Genomic DNA, 24782 nt, shown 5'->3' with positions numbered 1-24782 from the left:
CTATATTCTTACAACTGTAACTATAACCGTAGGAACTTTACCTATATTATCGTTAAAGAAATTATTTAAAGTATTTACGATACCATTCTTAATTTTTTCTATATCTTGTTCTTTATTTTGCTCCAATGTTGCAAGTTTAGAGTTAACAACCTCCTTCATACTCTCAGAAATTTGAGAAGTACTATCATCTTTTTTATATAAGAAACCTTTACTAAATATTATTGGATCTCCAATAAATTTCAAATCAGAATTTTGAACAACTGATATTGTCAATACTCCGTTGTCTGCTAAAGATTGTCTTTCTCTTAAAATATGTTCTCTTACATTACCAACACTATCACCATAAATATATACAGCTCCACTTGGAACTTTGCCAACATTTTTAAAGCTATTTGGTGTTAGTTCTAATTTAGAACCATTTTCTGCAAGTAAAATATTATCTTCCGGAACTCCAACTTGCATAGCTAACTCTTTATGTTTTTTAAGCATTACATATTCACCATGTACTGGCATAAAATATTTTGGTTTTATTAAATTAAGCATTAATTTTTGTTCTTCTTGACATCCATGTCCTGAAACATGTATTCCCATTATTTTTTCAAATATTACTGATGCTTCTTTTTTCAATAATTGATTAATGTTTTTATATGCTGCTTTTTCATTCCCAGGTATAGGTGAGCCTGAAATAATTACCTTATCATTAGCTCTTAATGAAATAGACTTATGTGTACCATTAGCTATTCTAGATAATACTGATAAAGGTTCTCCTTGTGTACCTGTACAAATTATCATCACCTTATTTTCTGGTAAATTTTCAGCCTGTTCTAGTGTAATAACCATACTCTTAGGAATTTTTAAATATCCTAATTTAGAACAGATTTCAAATATCTTTAACATACTTCTACCATCAATCGCAATTTTTCTACCATATTTTTGTGCTATTAATATAATTTGTTGTATTCTATGTACATGTGATGCAAACGAAGCAAGTATAACTCTTCCAGTTGCTTTTGAAACTTCTGCATCTATACTTCTTCCAACTACTGACTCCGATGGAGTAGATCCTGGAATTTGAGCATTAGTACTATCTGAAAGTAATAAATCAACCCCTTCTTCCCCTATAGTTGCTAATCTACCAAAATCAAATTTCTCATCATTAATAGGTGTTAAATCTACTTTAAAATCTCCTGTATGTAATATAGTGCTTGTAGGTGTTTTTATTCTTATCGCATAACAATCAGGTATTGAATGTGTTACACTTATAAATTCTACTGTAAAATATTTACCAATTTTAACTTCATTTCTATTTGAAATAAAATTACATCTTGGTTTTTTAGTCACTATTTTTTCAAATTTAGCTAATGCTAATTCTAAGCTTAATTTACCACCATACATAGGTATTTCTGAACCTAATTTTTGATAAAAATATGGAACAGCTCCTATATGATCTTCATGGCCATGAGTAATAAGTAAGGCTTTAACTTTAGATACATTTGAAGATAAATATTCAAAACTTGGTATAATCAAATCTATACCTAAATGTTCATCTTCTGGAAATGTAAGTCCAGCATCTATAACTATCATTTCATCTCTATACTGGATAACTGTCATATTTTTCCCTATTTCTTCTAATCCACCTAATGGAATTATGTATGTTTTATCAGTAGTCACATCATTAACTTTTTCAACTACTTCAATTTTTTCTTCAACTTTTTTTACTTTTTTACTTTTAGATATATTATTTTTCTTATTTTTTAATATAACTTCGTCTTCTTCAAAAAGTTCTTTCATAGCTTTCATTTTTTCATCTAGCTCTTTTTTCTTTTTAGAAAATGTTTTTTCTTTTTTATCCATTTATTCTCCTTTCTTCTATATTTTTATTTTTCCATCTAAATACATTAATAAAACTGATATATCAGCTGGTGTAACACCTGCTATACGAGAAGCTTGACCTACAGTATGCGGATTTCTTTCATGTAGTTTTTGTTTAGCTTCTCCAGTTATACCTTTAATTTCTAAGAAATCTAATTCACTTGGAATTATTTTTTCCTCTAATTTTCTTTGTTTCTCTATCATTGCATTTGCTTTGTTAATATATCCTTCATATTTAATTTGTACTTCAATTTGATATTCTGTTTCTTCATCAAAATGAATATTTTCCATATTTTCTATATCTTCAGATATATATTTAATGTCATCATAAGTAAAACTAGGTCTACGAAGTAATTCTTTTAATGTAGTTCCACTCTTTAATGTTTCATTATTTTTTTCTAATACTTCAACTAATTTTTTGTTACTTACACCTAGTTTAGTATTTTCTAATACTTCTATAGTTTTAGCTACATTATTCATTTTATCTAATACTTTACCAAAAGTGGCATCATCTACAAGTCCAATTTTATGTCCTATATGAGATAATCTTAAATCAGCATTATCTTCTCTAAGTATTAGTCTGTATTCGGATCTAGCTGTAAACATTCTATATGGTTCTTCAATTTCTTTAGTAATTAAATCATCTATTAAAGTTGCAATATATGAATTATTTCTTTCTAATAAAAGAGGTTCTTCTCCTTTTATAGCTAAACTTGCATTAATTCCTGCAATTAAGCCTTGAACAGCTGCTTCTTCATATCCACTTGTTCCATTTATTTGTCCTGCTAAATAAAGACCTTTTACTTTTTTCGTTTCTAAAGTATATTCAAGTTCATTTGGATTTACAAAATCATATTCTACTGCGTATCCATATCTCATAATTCTTGCATTTTCTAATCCTTCAATTTGTCTTACCATCTCTTGTTGTAAATCTGCAGGATAAGATGTAGATAATCCAGAAATATATACTTCATTTGTATCAAATCCTTCGGGCTCTAAAAATAAATGATGGGAATCTTTATCATTAAATTTAATTACTTTATCCTCTATAGATGGGCAATATCTTGGACCTACAGAATCTTTAATAGTTCCGTTAAATAATGGTGATCTATTTAAATTATCCCTTATTATTTTATGTAAATCTAGGTTTGTTCTAGTTATATAGCAAGAAAGTTGTTTTGTATTTTCAATCACTTCATCTGGTGTAGAATTAGAAAACTTTATTACTTTATCTGTTTCACCTGGTTGTTCTTCAAGTATATCAAAATTAATAGTTCTTGCATCTATTCTTGGTGAAGTTCCTGTTTTAAACCTTCTAACAGCTAAGCCCATATCAACTAAAGAAGAAGTTAAATCTTTTGCTGAAAGTTCACCCATACGTCCACCTTCTATAATTTTATCTCCTACGTAAAGTAATCCATTTAAAAATGTTCCAGAACAAATAATTACACTTTTAGCATAAAATTCTAATCCATTTTTAGTTTTTACCCCTCTAACTACAAATTCTTTTTCATTATCCTTTTCGTATATTAATTCTGTAACTATATCTTGTACAACATCAAGATTTTCTTGATTTTCAACTATTTTTTTCATATTTCTTGCATAAATTTTTCTATCAGCTTGTGATCTTAAAGCTCTAACTGCAGGACCTTTTTTTGTATTTAAAATTCTTATCTGTACAAAAGACTTATCTATAGTTTTAGCCATTTGTCCACCTAACGCATCAAGTTCTTTTACAAGATGTGACTTAGCTGGTCCACCTATTGAAGGATTACATGACATAACCCCAATATTATCTAATGTAATTGTAAACATAGCTGTTTTTAATCCTAATCTAGCACCAGCAAGAGCTGCTTCTATACCTGCATGCCCAGCTCCTATTACTAGAATATCGTATTTATTATTCATATTCACCCCTATTTTATTATTCTATCTATCATTTCTGTTTTAAGCAACATTATTAACATATCATTTTCCCTTAAAATATCATTTGGATTTGGTGTAACATTCATAGTTCCATCTGAATATTTTAATGCCATAACATTGGCTTCATATTTATTTCTTAAATCAAGTTCTTTTAAAGTTTTACCAATAAAGTCTTCAGGCATAATTATTTCAAAAACTGAATATTCTTCAGAAAATCTAAAATGCTCAACTACAGTTGGTCTTAAAGATGCTAAAGCTATTTTTTCTCCCATAGATTCCTCAGGATAAACAACCATATCAGCACCAATTTTTTTTAATACTTTACCTTGAGTATGAGAGACAGCCTTACAAATTATTTTTTTTATTCCTAATTCTTTTAATTGTAAAGTAACTAAAATACTAGATTGTATATTTGTTCCAATGCATACAAAAGCAACATCGAAATCATCTTTTATTACATTTTTTAAAGTTGTTTCATCTGTAACATCAAGTATTATAGCTTCATCAACTATCTCTTCTTCTAAAGCTTGTCTAACTAGTTCTTCAGATGAATCTAATGCTAAAACTGTATTACCGTTTTTATATAAAGTTCTTGCAACTGACTTTCCAAATTCTCCTAAACCTATTACTAAAAAATTTTTCATAATTCTCCTAACCAATTAATATATTTTCTTCTGGATATGCATATTTACCTTTACCTGTATTTCTAGATAAAGCTAATACTACAGTTAATAAACCAACTCTACCTAAAAACATAGTTATTATTATTAATATTTTAGAGTAAACTGTAAGTTCTGCTGTAATACCCATACTTAATCCAACAGTACCCATAGCAGAAATTAATTCAAATAAAACTTTCACTATATCTTTATCACTTTCAAATATACTCATTAATGCGAATATAAAGAAAACATATGATATTGCTATTAGTAATAAAGCAGCAGCCTTATTAAAGGTTTTAAATGAAATACTTCTTTTTGAAAATACCATTTCTCCTTTATTCTTAAGTGATGCTTTGATACCTAAAAATAGTATTCCTACAGTGTTTGTTTTTATTCCCCCACCTGTAGATCCAGGAGAAGCACCAATAAACATTAGTACACAAGAAATTAACACAGTTGGTACTCTTAATTCATTTAAATTTACAGTATTAAATCCTGCAGTTCTTAAGCTTACAGATTGAAAGAAACTTGCGAGTATCTTTTTCCCTATAGACATTGATCCTATACTACTTAAATTAGTATATTCAAATATAAAGAACATAAACATACCAATTAATAAAAGTGAAACAGTAATATTTATAGAAAATTTAGTATTTATAGTTAATCTTCTACTTTTACCATTAATATAATTATATATATCTATAATTGCTGCAAATCCTACCCCACCTGTAAATATTAATAATGCAATAATAATATTTACATATATATTATCAACAAACCCCTCTAAATTATCACTATATAAAGAAAAACCTGCATTACAAAACGCCGAAATAGAATGAAAAATCGAATAAAAAATTGCTTTACCTAAACTATATTTTTTTAAAAAATCTGTTAGTAAAAAGAACGCTCCTAGTAATTCTATTCCAAATACTACCATAGCAACTTTTTTAATATATAAATAAATATCTAATTTATCTTCAAAATTTAAATCTTCCCTAACTAATTTTTTGGTATAATATCCTATTTTTTTAGAAATTAGCAAAACAATAAGTGAAGAAAAAGTTAATACTCCTAATCCTCCAAGTTGTATTAATATTAATATTATTACCCTACCAAATCCATTAAACGTTTTGCTTACATCTAATACACTTAAACCTGTAACAGTTACAGCGGACGTAGCAGTAAATAATGCATCAAAAAAAGTAATATTTATTCCATTTTTAAGACTAATTCTAAATGTTAATAAGATTGCACCTAATATAATTATTGATATGAATGAAAATACTATCAATATATATGGTGATATTTTTTTTCCCATTTTACACTCCATTTTTTTAATAAGGACAATCTAAAAAAAGATTGTCCTTATTCAAATTATATTTCTAATAAATGTTTTGTAACATATTCAGTTGCTGCGATGTAGTTTAATTTTTCTTTTACTTCATCAAATCCAACTTTTTTATATGGTATATCTTCTGTTTTTTGAATAATTACAAAAGAATCTTCTAATGATATTTCTATAAATTCCCCTACATTTGCTGAGAATAATTTTGAATTAATAGCTTTATCATAACCAACTACAGGTAATTTATCATTTTCTTTTATTTTTGAGAAATGATCTTTAATACCAAATTCTTTATACTTACCAGTTGTATCACTAGTAATATTTTCCCAAGTTAATTTTTTACTTGTAATTAAATCTTTTATTTCTAAAACTTTACCTTTAGTTTCTTCTTTAGTTTTATCTCCAGGTTCAACACCTATTAATATATGTTTTAATGTTGCAATATCTTTATTATCTTTATCTTTTTCTTCAACTAAGATAATGTGATATCCAAATTGTGTTTTTACAGGTCCTACTATAGTTCCTGCTTCAGCTTTTGCAACTGCTTCTTTAAACTCAGGTACATAATTATTAATATTTGCCTTACCTAAATCTCCACCATTTTGTGCACTTCCTGGGTCTTTAGATAATTCTTTTGCTTTTTCAGCAAAATTTTCTTTAGTAATTGTTTTCATTAATTCTGCAACCTTAGCTTCAGTTTCTTTAGCATCTTCATCATTTGGTATAAATGCCATACCTATTATTTCACCACTCACAGTATGTGGTATATCAAATGCACCTTCATATTTATTAAATATAGCTCTCATTTCTTCTTCACTAGCTTTATATGACCCTAATAATTGAGAAACATAATCTTCAGCTATATATTCTAATTGATATTTTGGTAATAAATCTTGATTTAATGATAATCCAGCTTCTAATGCTTTATCTTTAATTCTAATTTTTTTATCTAAATCAGTTTCTAGTAAAGTTCTTACTTTAGTTTGGAATTCTTCAGTATATCCTTTTCCTTCTTGGAAGAATAAATTTACTACTTGAGATATTACATCCATATATGTAAATTTATATTCATCTTTTTCAAAAATTATTTCTTTTAATTTATTTAAAACTGGTTCAATAGTTTTATCACTTACAGAAAAATTAGCAGTGTTAAACTTATTTTCCATTAAAGATTTTTCATATATTCTTGCTTTTTCAGTTAATATTTGATTTTTAACATCATCCTTAACTTCAGCAAATGATTTACCCTCAAATTCAGTGAATTTTTGTTGATTAAATCTATTTTCAATTTCTGTATCAGAAACTGATATTTTTTGTTTAATAATATCTAATTTTTTATCATTTAATAAGAAACCTTTTATTGTTTCTCTTAAACCTTCTATAGTTTGTCCTTGAGCATTTAAAGCTGCTACAAGACCTTTACTTCCACCCATTTGATCTTCTAATTCTTTAAATTTTTGATTAATCTCAGTTTTAGAAACTGTTGCTCCTAATTCAGTTGTAAGTACATTGCTTAATGCTTCATAAATTTGTCCAGCTAATACATACCCTTTTGTAATTTCTTCAGGCAAAGCTTCAAATTTTTCTTTATCCAAGTTATTTGCTTTAATTACTTGCTCGTTTAAGCCTTCAATTTGTTTTGAAAAATCAGCGAATTTTTGTTCAAAATCCTCTTTATATATTTTTTCTCCATCAATTTTTAATATAACAGTTTTGCTCTCTTTATTAGTAAAGTAAGTATAAGCAGACATAAATACTGGAATTAGCATTGCAATTGCTATAAAGACCGTAATAATTTTCATAGGTCTTCCCATTTTTTTTAATGCCATTTTTTTGTTCCTCCTATTAAATGTTTTATATGTAATTATATCATATTATGCCTATTAAATTCAAGTTTTATAAGTAAAATATATGTAGAAAAAAAAGACTACAACCTAAGTTGTAGTCAATTTATATTAATTATAATTACCAAGTATATTTAACGTTTACTCCAGCATTTCCACTTATTTTTCTTAAAGCAAATCCTTCTTTTTCAGTTCCTCTGTTATTAAAGTCAAATCCAGCACCTATCCATGGTTTAACTACTAATCTACCATCTACATAAGTAAATTTAGTTGTTAATTTAGGTGATACTGATAAATCATGTTTAACAGCTTCTAATTGTTCTTTAGTTTGTAAAGCACCATCAGTTAAATCTTTAATTGTGTCTTTAGCTTTTCTTAAATCATGTTGTTTAGAAGCATCATATTTATCAGCAGCATATGCATGAACGTTTTCTTGATAATTAGATGCATCTTTAATGTAATCTACATAAACTCCATGAACATCTCCATTTAATCCATTTAATGTATATTCATTATCTAATGTAAAGATTACATCAACATTTTCACTAGCTTTGAATGAAGTTTCTCCACCAAACCCAACTATAACACCTTGTTTAATTTCTTTAGCTTTTAATTCAGCTTCTAGTCCATATTTAGCATCTACATAAACTTTGTTAGTAAATTTCCCTGTCATGTTAGTATAATCAACAGCAACGTTTGCTAAGAATACATCACCAAAATCTTTTGCTTTATCTAATTTATGTTTACCGTTATCATCTTTAGTCGATAAGTTAATATAGTTATATAAATTAACTTTTCCACTTAATTTGTTGTTATCGTTAATATCATATGATACTTTATTTTCTGACCATACAAATCCTTGATGTCTGAATTCTTTATTTGCATCTTTAGATTTAGCATTGAATAAGTATCTTCCTTCTAATGAAGATTCTACTTTAGCTCCTGCTACTTCTGTGTTAGCATTTAATCCAGCACCTGCTAATACAGCATGTGAATGTTTAGGGTCTGAAGCATTGCTTAATAAGTTAGATTCTAATTTGTATTCTGCTAATGTATGTAAATCTACACCTTTAGCAACATTGTACATAATTTTGTTTGTAGTTTTAAAGTTGTTTTTAAATTCAGTTCCTGCTTGACCTACTTCATGTTTATAAGTAACTTTGTTTGTATTATCAGAACTTACAGTTAAACCAGCTACTGGTTTGAAAGTAATTCCTAATTTAGCTTCTGGTTCGTGAGTTAATTCAGTTGCTGCTGTTTCTTTAATTCCTAAAGTATAGTTTACATCTCCTCTTAACTCAACATTTTTGATTCCAGTATATTTACCGTGGTTTAATACTTCAACTTTAGTTTTTCTTTCTTGACCTTTTAAGATGCTATCTAAAGTAAATTTAGCTTCGTTAGTTAATTCAACAACATCGCTTGCTTTAGTTTCAACTTTAACGTCTCCATATAATTTACCTATTCTATCATAGTTAGCACTGTTTAAAGTATGTTTGATTTCAGCATTAGCTATTCTTACGTTTTCTCTTAAATTTCCATTAGTTTTAACATAAGTTTCTAATTCATGTGTACCATCTTTGAAATCAGCTGAGTTATATAATCCAGCTACTGTTAATTCAAAGTTGTTGTAAATTTTACCATTTAATACACCTGATAATAAGAATGTATCTTCTGGTCTTAATTTGTATCCTTGATCTGTAGTTGCTTTAGTTTCTTTACCTTTAGCTCCTAAGTGTTTTTCAACTGCGTATTTGATTCCATTTACGTTGTGTACTTTTTCTTTTTCATCATTTAATTTAGTTTTCTCAACCCATGCAATTCCTTCTCCACCTCTTCTGTGAGCTGCAGTTAATTGTACATTAAATGTATCAATTATGTCAGAATCCCATCTTAATCCAAAATGATATGGAGTTTTTTGATTAAATGCTAGATCTTCTTGACCTTTTTTAGTTCCACTTAAGTTTGTTCCTATAAATGCAAATACTTCTTTATCTTTGTGCATAAATACACCTAAGTCACCTTTTGCACCTAATTTATAAGTTACATCTTCTTGAGAACCTAAATCTTTAACTTTTACTTCTCCATCTACTTCTTCATAAGTTACTGGTTTTTCAACAGAAGCTTTACCTTCTAATTCTAAGTAACCATGTAAGTGTTCATATTTAGCACCAAAAGATGCAGCAGAAGTTAATGCTATAACTCCTAATAAGATTTTTTTCATGTCTTATCCTCCTAATTTTATTTTATTATATATTTTCAAAAATATTATACCTTACTTCTGTTTTTTTGTCAATATTTATTTGAAAATTCAATCATGCTAAAAAAATAACCTTAGAGCAAATAATTATCTATATTAAAGTATATTTTTCTCAAAATCATTTTTCTAGCTTTCCAACACTTTTAAAAAAAAAGAGTTACCCTGCCGGGTAACCCTTAAAGGGGGGGTTAATTGAGGTTGACTAACGCTATGTTAGTCAAAGTTATTATACTCTAATTTCTATATAATTGCAAGTATTTTTTAAAATTATTTATTTTTTAATACTATTTCCTTAATTTCAGATATATTTTTTTTATTACCAGCTATTACTTTAACCGAATGTTTATCTCCCCATTTTCCATTTAATATCTCTAATACCCCTCCTGCTTCTTCTATTATTAATTTTGCAGCAGAAAAATCCCATATAGCAAGTTCACCTTCATAAAATCCATCTACTCTACCTGCAGCTAAATAACATAGATCATTTACTGCCGAACCACTTCTTCTTATATCTTTACCTTTTAAATAAAGTACTTTCATTACTCTAAAAGTTTCATCTGCTAATTCTTTTTTATATGGACTAGTTCCACACATTATCAAACTTTCTTCTAACTTTTTATCTTCTATTTTTAATAATTCTCCATTTAAATATGAACCATTATTTTTTATTGCATAAAACACTTCTTCTAAATATGGATTATAGCAAACACCTAATATTACTTCTTTATTTTTTAATAATGCCACTGATACTGCAGAGTGTTTAAATGAATATGTGTAATTTGTAGTACCATCAATAGGATCTATTATCCATGTATATTCATCAGTTAGAATTTCATTTTCTTTTTCTTCTGCCAAAAAAATTGCATTTTCTATTAATGGATTCAAGTTTTTTATTAAGAAATTTTGACTTTTAATATCTACATCAGTTACCACATTTACTAAATCACCTTTAGAATAAATATTACTAATTTCTGTACCTTCTATTAGATTCCCTGCTTCTACTACAATTTCTATAACTTTTGTAATTAATTCATTACTTAACATAAATACCTCATCTTTCAAAAATATATAATCTTTCTTTTTTTTCCTTCAATTTATATCCTTCAAATTCAATATTTTCAATTTCTTCTATATCTAGAATATTTTCTTCCATCATTTTAGTAATAAACATCCCTCTTGCTTTTTTAGAAATTGTTGAATGAATTTTACCATTATCTTTAAATACTACCTTATACATTTTTTCTCTTATTTCTTTACTAAAAACTTCTTCAAATTCTGAAGATAACAATGATAAAATAATTTCTTCATTTTTTAAAGCATCATCATATTCATTTTGCCAAAATTTTTTTAAACTTTCACCTTCAACATCTAAATTGTTTAAAAAATCCAATCTATGTGGGGAAATATTATCTAAAACATTAATTATTCCATAAAAAGATGAAGTAATAAAAATATTTTTCAAATATTTTTTTTCTACTTCATTTAAGTTATCTCTTTTAATATTTCTGTACATTAAACCATCAAACAATTCCAATGCACAATATTCCTTAGATCTATTATTTTTAATATCTTCAAATCTTTTTCTTTCAACTATAGCCTGTTCATTTTTAATTTTAAAAAATTTTGCTAAGTCTTCAACTTTTAATATAGATAAAAGTACTTTTCTACTTTTATCACTAATTCCCTTTTTTTCAACTTCTTTTCTTTCCTTCATTTGTTTTGCTGTAGGTATTAATATTTTCATCTTATTTTTCCTTTTTACAATAATAAACCCTATAACCTGAATGTATTCCTAAAGTTTTACAATTTCCAAATATTTCTAATAGTTTTTTTTCAGTACTTTTAGCTCCATGCTTAGTTTGAATTACACAATAAAATTCCCCATCAAAATTTAAATATTTAAATGAATTTTCATAAATATCAAATATAGTTGATTTCCCTGCTCTAATTGGTGGATTTGATATTATTACATCAAAACTTTCATTTATATTTTCAAAAGAACTTGATTTAAAAATATTATAATTATTAACCAAATTATTAACACAGTTTAATTCTGCAAGTTCTAAAGCTCTATCATTAACATCAGTTAATGTATAAAACGAATCATTAAAAAATTTAGATAAGATGACACTAACTGTTCCATATCCACAACCTATATCTAATAAAGAAAACTTATTCTTTTTATTATTTTTTATAAATTCTTCAAGCATTACCTCTGTACCAAAATCTAACTTATTTTTAGAAAATACACCTATATCTGTAATAAAGGTGTATTTTCTATTCAAAAATTCTATTTGCATTTCTTTTCTATTTGTTTTTAAATCAGTGTTGTTTGTATAATAGTGATTCATGCTACTCCTTAAATTAAAACTTCATAAAGATATCTTTCTTCTCCATCCTTGTATTCATCTTTAAGAAGTTCTTTAATATAGAAATTAAAATCTAGATAAAGTTTATTTGCTTTAACATTTCCCGTACCAGTTGTTAATTGTACTTTTTTTATACCTATTTTTTTTAATTCTTTTAATACTAATTCCAAAATCTTATGACCCATACCTTGATTTTGATATTTAGTGTTAGTAAATAATCCATAAATATATGCAAGTTCTCTATTAAAAGATGACATAACTTCTATTACTGATACAATTTCTTCACCATTTAACAAAGCGTATACTCTTCCATATTTAGCCATAGGCTTAATATTATAGTTACCTATAGATGCCCCTTCAAATATAACATCTTCAAGTTCAACTATAGAATACAATATATTTTCATCCTTAATAGGATCTAATAATTTAAACTCTATCATTTTCTTTTACCATTCCTATAAAATATTCATGTATTCTAGTATCATCAGTAAGTTCCGGATGAAATGCTGTAACAAGAATATTGTTTTGTCTAGCTGCAACTATTTTATCATCTACTACAGATAAAACTTCAACATTATAACCTGCATTTATAGCATGAGGTGCCCTTATGAATACCATAGGAAATTGTTCTATTAAACCAAATTTTTCACTACATGTAAAAGAACCCAATTGTCTACCATAGGCATTTCTTTTAACTTTAATATCCATAAGCGCCAAATGTCTTCTATCATCATTTTCAATTTCCTTTGCAAGTAGTATCATTCCTGCACAAGTACCAAATACTGGCATACCATTTACTATTTTAATTTTAAGTTCTTCAAATATATCCAATTCTTTAAGTAATTTACCAATAACAGGACTTTCACCCCCAGGTAAGATCACAGCATCAAATTCTTTAAGAATATCTTTTTTTTGTCTTATTTCAAAACTTTCAACATTTAATTTATCTAATATTTTTTTATGTTCTGCAAAAGCGCCTTGTAATGCTAATACACCTATCAACATTACTATTTCCCTCTTTCAGCCATTAAAATTTTAATTTCAGATTCGTTAATTCCTACCATAGCTTCACCTAGATTACTTGATACCTCTGCTAAAACTTTAGGATCATTATAGTTTGTTACTGCTTTTACTATAGCTCTTGCTCTTGCTTCTGGATCTCCAGATTTAAATATACCAGAACCAACAAATACACCTTCTGCTCCAAGTTGCATCATTAATGCTGCATCTGCAGGAGTAGCTACTCCACCTGCTGCAAAATTAACTACTGGTAATTTTTTATTTTCATAAACATATCTTAATAAATCATATGGAACTTGTAGTTCTTTAGCAACATTATATAACTCTCTTTCATCTAAAGAAGCGATTCTTCTTATTTCATTTTGCATAGCCCTCATATGTCTAACTGCTTGTACTATATCACCTGTTCCAGGTTCACCTTTAGTTCTTATCATAGATGCACCTTCATTAATTCTTCTTAATGCTTCACCTAAATCTTTTGCTCCACAAACAAAAGGAACTTTAAAATCTTTTTTATTTATATGTAAAACATCGTCTGCTGGCGTTAATACTTCAGATTCATCTATATAATCTATTTCTATTGCCTCTAATATTTGAGCTTCTACAAAATGTCCAATTCTAGCTTTTGCCATTACAGGAATACTTACTACTTCTTGTATACTTTTTATCATCGCAGGATCACTCATTCTAGCTACTCCTCCAACTGCTCTTATATCTGCAGGTATTCTTTCTAATGCCATTACTGCACATGCTCCAGCTCTTTCAGCAATTATTGCTTGTTCTGGTGTAGATACATCCATTATAACTCCACCTTTTAACATTTGTGCTAAATTTTTATTAAGTTCATATCTGTTATTTTCCATATCTATCTCCCTTATATTTATTTTTTTCTTAATTATATCATAACTATACATGTTTTAACAACTTTAAATTGCTTTTATATACCAAATGTGATATTATTTACAATGAAAGAAAAAGAAAGGAGATATATTATATAATGTTTATTTTTAAATTTTTAAAAAATCTTTTTGTTTATACTTTAAAGAAAATTTATTCTTTTTTTGTATATATTTTCCTGTTATTCATAGTATTTACAGCAATAATCGGAGGATTACTAGTTAAGGAAGAAATTCATACAAATAATACTAACATACTTATTTCTGATATATACTTCCCTGGAGAAGATAAATTTTCAAATTCTATAAAATACATAGAAGGAAAAGAAATAAGTTTTTCAGATATATATTCATCACTTGATTTAATTGCATCAGATGATGAAGTACAAAACATATTTATTAACTTGGATACTACTGCATTTTCTCCTACACAGCTTGAAGAATTAGATACTGTTTTAGATAAAATCAAAAAATCAAATAAAAAAATATACGCATATGGTACTGTAATAAATAATAGGAATTATGGTATTGCAACTTATGCTAACGAAATAATAATGCCTGATACACAAAATTCAGATATTATACTAACTGGTTATTCAAATAGCAATAAATATTATAAAGATTTATTTGATAAATATGGATTTAAATTTGAAGTAATACATGTAGGAACACATAAAAGTTTCGGGCAGAATTATGTTAGAAATAGTATAAGTGAAGAAGAAAAAGAAACATTAACTAGAATACTTGATAAGAGATTAAATAATTTCATAGAGAAAAATTCGAATGCTAGAAAAATTAATTCAGAAACATTTAAAGATAAATTATTAAATGGAGAATATGCATATATTAGTCCTGAGAAAGCAAGAGATTTATCACTTATAGATCATTTAATGTTCTATGATAAATTATCTGAAAAAATAGAACTAAATGAAGAAAATACAACACCTATACAAGTATATGCAGAAAAAAAAGTTAAAGAAATAAATACTAGTTCAAATAAAATTGCAGTAATATATTTAGATGGAGATATTTCAGAATACAATAATAATCCTTCTATACCATTCATTTCTTATGATAACTTTAATTATAAAATGGAAAAAGCAGAGAAATTAGATGGTCTAAAAGGTATAGTTATTAGAATCAACTCTCCTGGTGGTTCCGCAATAGAAGCTAAACAAATATATGAAAGAATAATGAATTCTAAAGTTCCAGTATATATTTCTATAGGAGATATAGCCGCAAGTGGTGGTTACTATATCTCTAGTGCTGGGGACAAGAGATTTATTAACCCATCTTCACTAACAGGTTCTATTGGAGTAGTTTCTATGATACCAAAATACTATGGAACTTTACAAAAATTTGGAATTAATATAGATGGAGTAAATAAAGGAAAATATATAGGATTATTAGATCCAGAAAAAGAACTAAATGATGAAGAAAGAAATGTATACCAAAGAAAACTTCAAGATGTTTATGAAGAATTTAAAAACGATATATTAAGCAATAATAAAAAACTTACACCAGATAGTTTAGAATCTATAGCACAAGGTAAAGTTTGGTTAGGGTCAGAGGCACTAAATCTTAAACTAGTTGATGAATTTGGTGGTTTAAATCACACTATTAATTCACTACAAAAAGATTTAAAATTAAATGAAGACTATAATATAGTAAATATATATTCTGAACAAAATTATGAAGATGTATTCTCTTTATTTAATAGATTTTTCATAAAATTTAAACTAAAAAACAAAAAAATTGAAGCAATAAACCAAATAGAAGAAAAATTACAATTTATATTAAATCAAAAAGGTAAGGCAATGTACTATTCTGACATCCTTCCACTTGAATATTAAAAAGAAACTGTAACTTTATAGTTACAGTTTCTCATTTTTATGATATAATTTATATAATATTTTTAAAGGGAGATGAAAAAATTGAGTATCATTAACAACTTAAACCCACAGCAAAAGGAAGCTGCAAAATTAATAGAAGGACAAACATTAATATTAGCTGGAGCAGGTAGTGGTAAAACAAGAACTTTAACTTTTAAAATAGCATATATGATAAAAGAAAAAAATATTAATCCTAAAAATATATTAGCGCTTACATTTACCAATAAAGCAGCTAAAGAAATGAAAGAAAGAGTTGGTACATTAGTAGGAGACTATAACGATGTTTTAATTTCAACTTTCCACTCTTTTGCTGTTAGATTATTAAGAACTTATGCCGAAAGAATTGGATATACTACAAACTTTAATATTTATGATAGTAATGATAAAAAGTCCATAATAAAAAAAATATTAAAAAGTCTTGGTTTTGAAAAAAAATACAAAGAATCACAGATTATTTCTAAAATCAGTAGATTAAAAGAATTAGGCTTAAATTACACTAATTTAGGTATGGAACTTGATATGAATTTACCTTTCAACAGAGAATTTAAAGAAATATTTAGAGAATATCAAGAAAAACTTGAAAGAAGTAATGCTATGGATTTTTCTGATTTATTAGTAAATGCAAAAGCTCTTTTAGATGATGACTATGTTTTAGATAAAATTCAAAATAGATACATATATATTTTAATAGATGAATATCAAGATACTAATGAAATACAATATCAAATAGTAAAAAAAATAGCAAAAAAATATAAGAATATATGTGTAGTTGGTGATGAAGATCAAAGTATTTATGCTTTTAGAGGAGCTAACATAAAAAATATATTAAACTTTGAAAAAGATTATCCTAATGCTAAAATTATTAAATTAGAGCAAAACTATAGATCTACTCAAACTATATTAAATGCAGCTAATTCAGTAATAAGAAATAATAAAACCTCTAAAGGTAAAAAATTATGGTCAGACAATAATGCTGGTGAAAAAATTGGAATTTATACAGCAACAAATGTATCTGACGAAGCAAACTTTGTAACAAATAAAATATCAGAATTAAAAATAAAAAAAGATAAAGAATATAAAGACTTTACAATACTATATAGAACTAATTCTCAATCGAGAGCTTTAGAAGAAAGTTTAATTCAAAACAAGATACCATACAAAGTATACGGAGGGTTAAGATTCTTTGATAGAAAAGAAATAAAAGATATAATTTCATACTTATTATTAATAAATAATACCAAAGATGATTTAAGCTTTGAAAGAATAATAAACTTCCCTAAAAGATCTATAGGACCTAAAACTATAGAAACTTTAGTTCAAATAGCTACAAAAAATCAATTATCTTTATATGATGCAATACTAAGTATAGAAAATGAGATTAGCGCTAGTGCAAAAAGTAAAATAACAGCATTTAAAAACTTAATTGATAAATATATTATGCTTAAAAATGAATTAACAACATCTGAAATATTAAGAGAATTAATGGATGATATAGACTATAATTCTGCACTAGATACTTATGAAAATAAAGAAGATAGAGCTGAAAACATACAAGAATTAATAAACTCTATAATAACTATGGAAGAAGAAACCGGATTTTTATCAATAGAGGAATACTTAGAGAATGTTGCTTTAAACTCACCTTCTGATAATCTAGTTGAAGAAGAAAATTTTGTTAAACTTATGACTATACACGCATCTAAAGGTTTAGAATTTAACACTGTATTTTTAGTAGGAGTAGAAGAAGGTTTATTTCCTAATGAAGATAATTCACTTGTAGAAGAAGAACTTGAAGAAGAAAGAAGAATATTCTATGTAGCTGTTACACGTGCTGAAGAGAATTTATTTATTTCACATTCCCTTGAAAGAAAAACATGGGGAAGTATGACTAACTATTTTATTAGACCATCTAGATTTATTGGAGAAATAAGTAGTAATCTTAAAACAGAAATATTTAATCCAAATATCAGAACTAATAAAAAAGATGAAGATTTAGAAAATTATAGATATGTAAATCCTAACAAAAAATCTATAGAAAATTTTAATCCATTCAAGTTTATTAACAACACTAAAATTAATATACCAGAAATAGAAACTAATTTTAAAGTAGGAAATAAAGTTAAGCATAATGAATATGGTATTGGAGTAGTAAAAGAAATAACACCAAAATCAATAAGTGTAAACTTCTCGTTAGGGACAAAGAAAATAGCATTAAAATTTGCTGAAAAATTCTTAGAAAGGTTAGATTAATGAAAAAAATAATATTAATACTTACACTATTTTTATCATTAAATATTTTTTCAAGTAATCTTGATGATTTCCATTGGTATACTTTTAGACATGTAAATAGAAATATTAGTAAATTAGAACCATTTGATATAGTAGTTTTAAGTAGAGGTAAAGAAATAACTCAACAGTTTGGACATTTATTTATAATAAACAAGGATAAAAAATTAGTTGAAATTAAAGGGATGAGTGAATATTATTCAGATAATCCAATTTATTCATTCGCACATATAAAAGATAGAAAAATATCTATATTAAGATACAAAAATATGACAGAAGAGTTATCAAATGAAATAGATAGATTATTACCAAAATACTATAACAAACATTACACAGTATTTGTAGGTAATGATCCCGATAATCTTTATACTTACTGTTCAAATTTTGTATTTAACATATTTAACGAAGCAAGTAAAAATCTTAATATGGAAGAAATTAATTTAGTTAAAAATAGATTCCCTATACTTCCATTTGATTTTTTCTATAGCGAAAAATTAGAAAACATATATTTAGGAGAAGAATAACATGAAAAAAATTTTAATAATAATTATTACTGTTATTACTATCATTTCTTGTAATCAAAAAGCAAATAATGATGTAATTATGTATAGTAATCTAGCAGGTGAAAAATCACAGACTTTTGTAAAAAATTTATTAATTGAAAATGGAATTAAAGAAGAAAATGTAGATTCATTTTTAGAACAAGTTAAACTATTTAATGAAGCAGTTGAAAATAAAGATTTAATTGATGATTTTAAACAAATTGACAATTTAGAGTCTTTAGAATATGATGTTGAGTTTATGATAGAAAAGCTTGAAAAAAAATATCCTGATTTTGTAGGATGTAATTGCAGAATAACTTCATATACTATAATGAAAGATTTAATTAATATAGAAAATGATGGTAAAATAAATGGTAGTTCTAATTTCTTATTCTTAGACAAAAACAGTCTTGAAAACATACCGCTAGAACTAAAACTTGATAGAGATAAATTTATTTCTCTTTATACAGATATACCTACTGAAAAAACTAAAGACTATAACATACATTTAAAAAATATACAGACTGAATGGGAAAATAGAAAAATAAGCTTCACTAATGATAATATTAGTATGATATCTGTATTCTTACATAGTGATCTTGATGAACCAAATTCACTATTTATAGGTCACATAGGAGTACTTGTTAAAAATAAAGATAAGTTTGTATTCATAGAAAAATTATCTTTCCAAGAGCCTTACCAAGTAATAATATTTAATAATAAAACAGAACTTAATGATTACCTAATGAATCATTATGATACTTCATATAATCAACCAACAGCTCATGCTATGTTACTTGAAAATAACAAATTATTAGAAACATATAAAATAAAAGAAGAAGGAAAATAAAAATTCCTTCTTCTTTATTTATTATCTTTTAATTGTATATAATGATTCAATTCCTTTGTATAATGCTTCTCCAGCTAAATCATCTTCTATTCTTAATAATTGATTGTATTTAGCGATTCTATCAGTTCTTGAAGCTGATCCTGTTTTAATTTGTCCTGCATTTGTAGCTACTGCAACGTCTGCTATTGTATCATCTTCAGTTTCTCCTGATCTATGAGATACTACTGCAGTATATCCTGCTTTTTTAGCCATTTCAATTGCATCTAATGTTTCAGTTAAAGTACCGATTTGGTTTAATTTAATTAAGATAGAGTTAGCAATTCCTTTTTTAATTCCTTCTTCTAATCTCTTAGTGTTTGTAACGAATAAATCGTCTCCAACTATTTGTATTTTGTGTCCTAATTTTTCTGTCATTAATTTGAATCCGTCCCAATCGTCTTCAGCTAATCCATCTTCTATTGAAACTATTGGATATTTAGCACATAACATTTCATACCAAGCAACCATTTCTTCTGAAGTTCTTTCAACTCCACCTTCTCTTTTGAATACATATTTACCTTTTTCAGCATTGTAGAATTCTGAAGAAGCAGCATCTAAAGCGAAAGTAATGTCTTTACCTAATTCATATCCTGCAGCTTTAACAGCTTCTGAAATAATATCTAAAGCACCTTCAGTACCATTGATTTTAGATGGAGCATATCCTCCTTCGTTTCCTACGTTAGTAGAATCTCCGTTAGCTTTTAATAATTTTCCTAAGTGGTGGAAAATTTCAGCACCCATTCTTAATGCTTCTTTATAAGTTTTAGCACCAACTGGTTGTACCATGAATTCTTGAACGTCAACAGCTGAATCAGCATGTGATCCACCGTTTAAGATGTTCATCATAGGAACAGGTAATTCTTTAGCATTAACTCCTCCTAAGTATCTATATAAAGGTAACCCTAATTGATTTGCTGCTGCTTTAGCTACTGCTAAAGATACTCCAAGTATAGCATTTGCTCCTAATTTACCTTTATTTGGTGTTCCATCTAAATCTATCATTAATTTATCGATAGCTACTTGATCTAAAGCGTCCATACCAATTATTGCTTCAGCAATAATATCATTTACGTTTTCAACAGCTTTTAAAACACCTTTCCCTAAGTATCTTGATTTATCCTCGTCTCTTAATTCTACAGCTTCGTGTATTCCTGTAGATGCACCTGATGGTACAGAAGCTCTTCCCATAGCTCCACCTTCTAAGTAAACTTCTACTTCAACTGTAGGATTTCCTCTTGAATCAAGGATTTCTCTTGCATAAACATTTTCAATTATTGTCATTTTAAAACCTCCGTTTTTTGTTTTTCTATATCGTTAATTATATCACAGTGTGGAAAAAATTACAAGTTAATATGCCCACAATTGTGGGCATATTTATGTATAACTATATAAATATAAATTTCTTAAACTTTCCAATATATTTTAATAGTTCTAAATCATTAGTAATTACTCTAGTAAGTCTATCTCTTTTTTCATCCAAACCTAAATCTTTAAGTGCTATTTCTAATTCTCCAGAATATCTTTTATAAAGATGGTTGCTAATTAAAACATCTCCCATTTTTATTTCTTCACCTCTAACAAGATTATTCGTATCAACATTTTCAAGTATAAATTTTTCAAATTCTTTTCTATTATGTACCATATTTCTAATTATATATTCAGATGAGTCTCTTCTATCTTCAAATACATTTCCAACTAATATTTTTTCTTCAATTTTAATTGGTATAATATCTTTAGTTAAATAATTTAATTCTTCCCAATTTTCATCATTTAAATCTATATCTCCTACTAAAACAACATCTGTATAATTATCAAATAATTCTAGTGCTGATGTTAATATTCTTTTTTCTCTATGTGATTCAACTGTTGGTAACCCTTCAAAAACCGGTCCTCTCTTTTCATCACCTGGAACAAATGCCATATTTAATATTCCATATTTAGAATATTTTTTATTTTGTTCTCTTAAAAAATCTATAGATATACCTGTATATTTTTTAGGATAGAAATTATGTAGACTTAAAATATTACTAAAATCAACATTTTTTGATTTCATATACTCTAAATCCTTCTCTTTTAAAACACTCGAATTTAAAACTACCTTATTATTTTTACTAAATTCAATTATTTCATCTAAAGTATATCCATCATCTATTCTATAATATACACCTTCATGAGTTTTAAGCATATTTTTACTATTCTCATTTATATCTACAATTAACTTGACATCATTTTCTAAACATAATTTAATTATTTCGTTAATTTGATCACCCTTGTCAACATCTTCTTCTTGTACATTTAAAGATGTAAAAACAAATTCTGCTCCATATTTTTTTGCTTTAACTATTATCTCTTTATTTTTATTAAGCTCTGTGCTTAAATATATTGAAAATCCTATTCTCATTTATTTATTTCCATTTCCCTTTTTATTTCTTTAAATTCTTGACTTAATTTACCCTCTCTTTTTTCAAGTAAGTTAATTAATTCCAGCACTTCCATAAAATCAGCTTTAGTAGTATAATTAGCATCTTCTTGCATTAATTTATATCTACCCATAATTAAGTCTTTTAGAGTTTCATTTAATCTAATTTTATCTTCTTTAGAATTAGTTTTAGTTGATACTAAATCATATGCCAATGAAGCTACTGCTCCATAATTTTTAACATAGTATCTATCTCCGTAAAACTTATTTGGATTAGCTTTTGGATTAATTACACTTGTATTCTTAGCATTTGTAAGTAATACAACTACTAAGTTTTGTGAAGGGTCAATTATAGTAAGTGTTCCAGTCCATCCAGTATGACCTATACTATCTTTTGAAGCTATTCCTGAAAAAGCCCATCTATATATATAATCTCCTTGTCTTCTCCATCCCAATCCATAGCTAGAATTAATATCTTTTGGCTTCACAAAATGATCTAAAGTAGTTCTATTAAAGAATTTATATTCTCCATATCCTCCTTGATTTATCATTATTTGTGCTAATTTAGCTACTTCAAATGAATTAGAGAAAAGTCCTGCATGACCTGATATTCCATTCATAGAATAAAATGCTTTTTCATCATGTACTTCTCCTTGAATAGTATATGTTCTAGCATTATTAAATGATACAAATCCATCTCTAGTATTACCATTTAACTCTGTTGCAGCAACATTATCTTTCACAAACCCGTGTTCTAATGGATTAAAATATGTATGTTTTAAACATAATTTTGAATAAATTTCATTATTTAAAAATACATCTAGATCCTGTCCTGATATTTTTTCAACTAATAATCCTAACAACATATAATCAACATCTGAATACTTTGTACTAGTTTTAGGTTTATATATCAATGGTGTTTTCATGATTGCTTTTTCTACATTTTCTTTACCTATAGCAAATAAATCATTTTTACCATTAACTATTCCATCATCTTTATCATATACATCATTAAAATATTGTGGATCTGCAGGAAATCCTGCTTGGTGTTTAAGAAGATCACTTACCTGTATTTCTTCTTTCCCACCTCCTGTGAATTCAGGAAAATATTTATTTACATAATCTTCAACTTTTAATTTACCATCAGATACAAGTTTCATAATTGCATAATTAGTTGCATACATTTTTGTATTACTAGCTAGGTCATATAAAGTGTCATCATTTACTTTTATTCTATTTTCTAAAACAGTACCATCTTGTTTATAGTTATTAACATAACCAAAACTATTTTGATATATTAATACACCATCTTTAACTATACTAAGTTGTGCAGATGGAAATCCTGCTTTAATTTGAGAGTTTAAAAATTCGTCTAAAAATTTAGTTCTCTCATTTTTTATTAAATTAACTTTTATTTCAGGATAAGGTACTTTAACTTTTACTTCACCATCTAGTGATGAAATTTGAAAAATATTATTATCATTTCTTGTATATTTTGATATATCAATTTTTACAGTACCTTCTCCCTTTATATTATTTAAATATAATTTTTTACCATTAATAAAAATGTTAGCTTTTTTAAAGTTCTTATATTCTAATATTAGATAACCCTGTTCTTTAAATCCTTTAAATTCAAACATTTGATTAGTTAATATAGAATCGTCAAAACCTTTAGTTGTAGGAAATTCTTTAACTAATTGAAAACTATAAGAAAAAAACGTTGATATCAATGTAATTATAATCAATAGTATTTTTTTCATAATTTCACTTCCAATTATTTATTAAAATTTTCTACAAAAAATAATGTTTGGTATTTAATTGAGTTACCCCAATATACCCAGTTATGCATTCCAGGTCTTTCAGCATAGTCATGATTAATATTTAATGAAAGTAATTTATTATGTACTTCTCTATTTACTTCTATAAAGAAATCATCTACACCACAATCAAATATTATATTAGTTTTTGTAAATAATAATTTGTGAGCTAATGAATCAATATTATAATTTTCCCAGTTAGCATTGATGAATTTAGAAATTCCCCAATTTCCTTTATAATCTTCAGGTATTAATCCACCACTCATACTTCCAATATTACCAAACACTTTTTGATTATGTATACCTATGAAAAATGCTCCATATCCACCCATACTTAATCCTGTTATTGCTCTATTTTTAGATTCAGTAACAGTTGAATACATTTTATCTATACTTTCTACTAACTCTTTAGCAATAAATGTAGCATATTTAGATTCTTTAACTATTTCAGAATCAACATACCAACTATCATAATTTCCATCTGGAGAGACATAAATAACATTATATTTATCAGCTAATTCACCAATAGGAGTTTTTTCTACAAAGTTTTTATTTGATCCAGACCATCCATGTAATGTATAGATTACTGAATATTTATTATCTTTACTATATGAATCTGGTAAAACTACTGTTACCGGTATTTCTTTATTCATTTCTTTTGAAAATACTTTAATATCTTCTCTTTTAAAAGAGTATCCCAGTGTTGCAAAAAACATTAAAAAAATTAATAAATATTTTTTCAT

General features: G+C 26.4%; 20 protein-coding genes. 4 read left to right on the top strand and 16 right to left on the bottom strand.

The annotated features are described in order from the left end of the window. From AYC60_RS03070 to pdxS, 12 genes are all read right to left on the bottom strand, one after another. On the bottom strand, nt 1-1854 hold the full coding sequence (locus tag AYC60_RS03070; protein ID WP_067321156.1) for a ribonuclease J: 1854 nt from the start codon (nt 1852-1854) through the stop codon (nt 1-3). Nucleotides 1855-1869: 15 nt separating this feature from the next. Continuing rightward, entirely contained in the window at nt 1870-3780 is a 1911-nt protein-coding gene (gene mnmG, locus AYC60_RS03065; protein ID WP_067321153.1) for a tRNA uridine-5-carboxymethylaminomethyl(34) synthesis enzyme MnmG, read from the bottom strand. 8 nt (nt 3781-3788) lie between these two features. Next, nucleotides 3789-4442 (bottom strand): potassium channel family protein, encoded by a 654-nt coding sequence (locus AYC60_RS03060; protein ID WP_067321150.1) that lies wholly within the window; start codon nt 4440-4442, stop codon nt 3789-3791. A 7-nt stretch (nt 4443-4449) separates the two neighbouring features. Further along, nucleotides 4450-5778 (bottom strand): TrkH family potassium uptake protein, encoded by a 1329-nt coding sequence (locus AYC60_RS03055; protein ID WP_067321147.1) that lies wholly within the window; start codon nt 5776-5778, stop codon nt 4450-4452. A 56-nt stretch (nt 5779-5834) separates the two neighbouring features. Beyond that, nucleotides 5835-7634, bottom strand: coding sequence for a peptidylprolyl isomerase (locus tag AYC60_RS03050; RefSeq protein WP_067321144.1), 1800 nt, complete (start codon nt 7632-7634; stop codon nt 5835-5837). A 136-nt stretch (nt 7635-7770) separates the two neighbouring features. Beyond that, entirely contained in the window at nt 7771-9873 is a 2103-nt protein-coding gene (locus AYC60_RS09305) for a hypothetical protein (RefSeq protein WP_067321142.1), read from the bottom strand. A 303-nt stretch (nt 9874-10176) separates the two neighbouring features. Then, nucleotides 10177-10953, bottom strand: a complete 777-nt coding sequence (locus AYC60_RS03040; RefSeq protein WP_067321139.1) for an inositol monophosphatase family protein — start codon at nt 10951-10953, stop codon at nt 10177-10179. Nucleotides 10954-10960: 7 nt separating this feature from the next. After that, nucleotides 10961-11653 (bottom strand): peroxide stress protein YaaA, encoded by a 693-nt coding sequence (gene yaaA, locus AYC60_RS03035; protein WP_067321137.1) that lies wholly within the window; start codon nt 11651-11653, stop codon nt 10961-10963. A gap of 1 nt (nt 11654) precedes the next feature. Beyond that, on the bottom strand, nt 11655-12260 hold the full coding sequence (locus AYC60_RS03030; protein WP_067321134.1) for a class I SAM-dependent methyltransferase: 606 nt from the start codon (nt 12258-12260) through the stop codon (nt 11655-11657). An 8-nt stretch (nt 12261-12268) separates the two neighbouring features. Further along, on the bottom strand, nt 12269-12718 hold the full coding sequence (locus AYC60_RS03025; protein ID WP_067321131.1) for a GNAT family N-acetyltransferase: 450 nt from the start codon (nt 12716-12718) through the stop codon (nt 12269-12271). Next, the gene (gene pdxT / locus AYC60_RS03020; RefSeq protein ID WP_067321128.1) at nt 12705-13283 is read right to left on the bottom strand and encodes a pyridoxal 5'-phosphate synthase glutaminase subunit PdxT; all 579 of its coding nucleotides are present in this window, start codon (nt 13281-13283) and stop codon (nt 12705-12707) included. The genes AYC60_RS03025 and pdxT overlap by 14 nt, the downstream gene beginning before the upstream one ends. 2 nt (nt 13284-13285) lie before the next feature. Continuing rightward, the gene (pdxS, locus tag AYC60_RS03015) at nt 13286-14161 is read right to left on the bottom strand and encodes a pyridoxal 5'-phosphate synthase lyase subunit PdxS (RefSeq protein ID WP_067321127.1); all 876 of its coding nucleotides are present in this window, start codon (nt 14159-14161) and stop codon (nt 13286-13288) included. A 134-nt stretch (nt 14162-14295) separates the two neighbouring features. On the opposite strand from pdxS, the gene sppA reads away from it, so the two are divergent. The 4 genes from sppA to AYC60_RS02995 all read left to right on the top strand — a co-directional run bounded on the left by sppA (nt 14296) and on the right by AYC60_RS02995 (nt 19764). Further along, nucleotides 14296-16047, top strand: a complete 1752-nt coding sequence (gene sppA / locus AYC60_RS03010) for a signal peptide peptidase SppA (RefSeq protein WP_067321124.1) — start codon at nt 14296-14298, stop codon at nt 16045-16047. Between the two features lie 72 nt (nt 16048-16119). Then, complete coding sequence (locus tag AYC60_RS03005) at nt 16120-18336, top strand: ATP-dependent helicase (protein WP_067321122.1); 2217 nt, start codon at nt 16120-16122, stop codon at nt 18334-18336. Next, complete coding sequence (locus tag AYC60_RS03000; protein WP_067321119.1) at nt 18336-18896, top strand: hypothetical protein; 561 nt, start codon at nt 18336-18338, stop codon at nt 18894-18896. The genes AYC60_RS03005 and AYC60_RS03000 overlap by 1 nt, the downstream gene beginning before the upstream one ends. Nucleotide 18897: 1 nt before the next feature. Beyond that, nucleotides 18898-19764 (top strand): DUF4300 family protein, encoded by an 867-nt coding sequence (locus AYC60_RS02995; protein WP_067321117.1) that lies wholly within the window; start codon nt 18898-18900, stop codon nt 19762-19764. Between the two features lie 21 nt (nt 19765-19785). On the opposite strand, the gene eno is transcribed toward AYC60_RS02995, so the two are convergent. From eno to AYC60_RS02975, 4 genes are all read right to left on the bottom strand, one after another. Further along, nucleotides 19786-21084, bottom strand: a complete 1299-nt coding sequence (eno, locus tag AYC60_RS02990) for a phosphopyruvate hydratase (protein ID WP_067321114.1) — start codon at nt 21082-21084, stop codon at nt 19786-19788. A gap of 103 nt (nt 21085-21187) precedes the next feature. Further along, complete coding sequence (locus tag AYC60_RS02985) at nt 21188-22204, bottom strand: MupG family TIM beta-alpha barrel fold protein (RefSeq protein ID WP_067321111.1); 1017 nt, start codon at nt 22202-22204, stop codon at nt 21188-21190. After that, nucleotides 22201-23982, bottom strand: a complete 1782-nt coding sequence (gene pbp4b / locus AYC60_RS02980; protein ID WP_067321108.1) for a penicillin binding protein PBP4B — start codon at nt 23980-23982, stop codon at nt 22201-22203. The genes AYC60_RS02985 and pbp4b overlap by 4 nt, the downstream gene beginning before the upstream one ends. Before the next feature lie 14 nt (nt 23983-23996). Then, nucleotides 23997-24782 (bottom strand): alpha/beta hydrolase, encoded by a 786-nt coding sequence (locus AYC60_RS02975; RefSeq protein WP_067321106.1) that lies wholly within the window; start codon nt 24780-24782, stop codon nt 23997-23999.

Source organism: Streptobacillus felis, assembly GCF_001559775.1.
In the GTDB taxonomy this organism is placed as follows: Bacteria; Fusobacteriota; Fusobacteriia; order Fusobacteriales; family Leptotrichiaceae; genus Streptobacillus; species Streptobacillus felis.
Note: the sequence above shows the minus strand (reverse complement) of the source record. Positions and strands in the feature narration are given on the sequence as shown.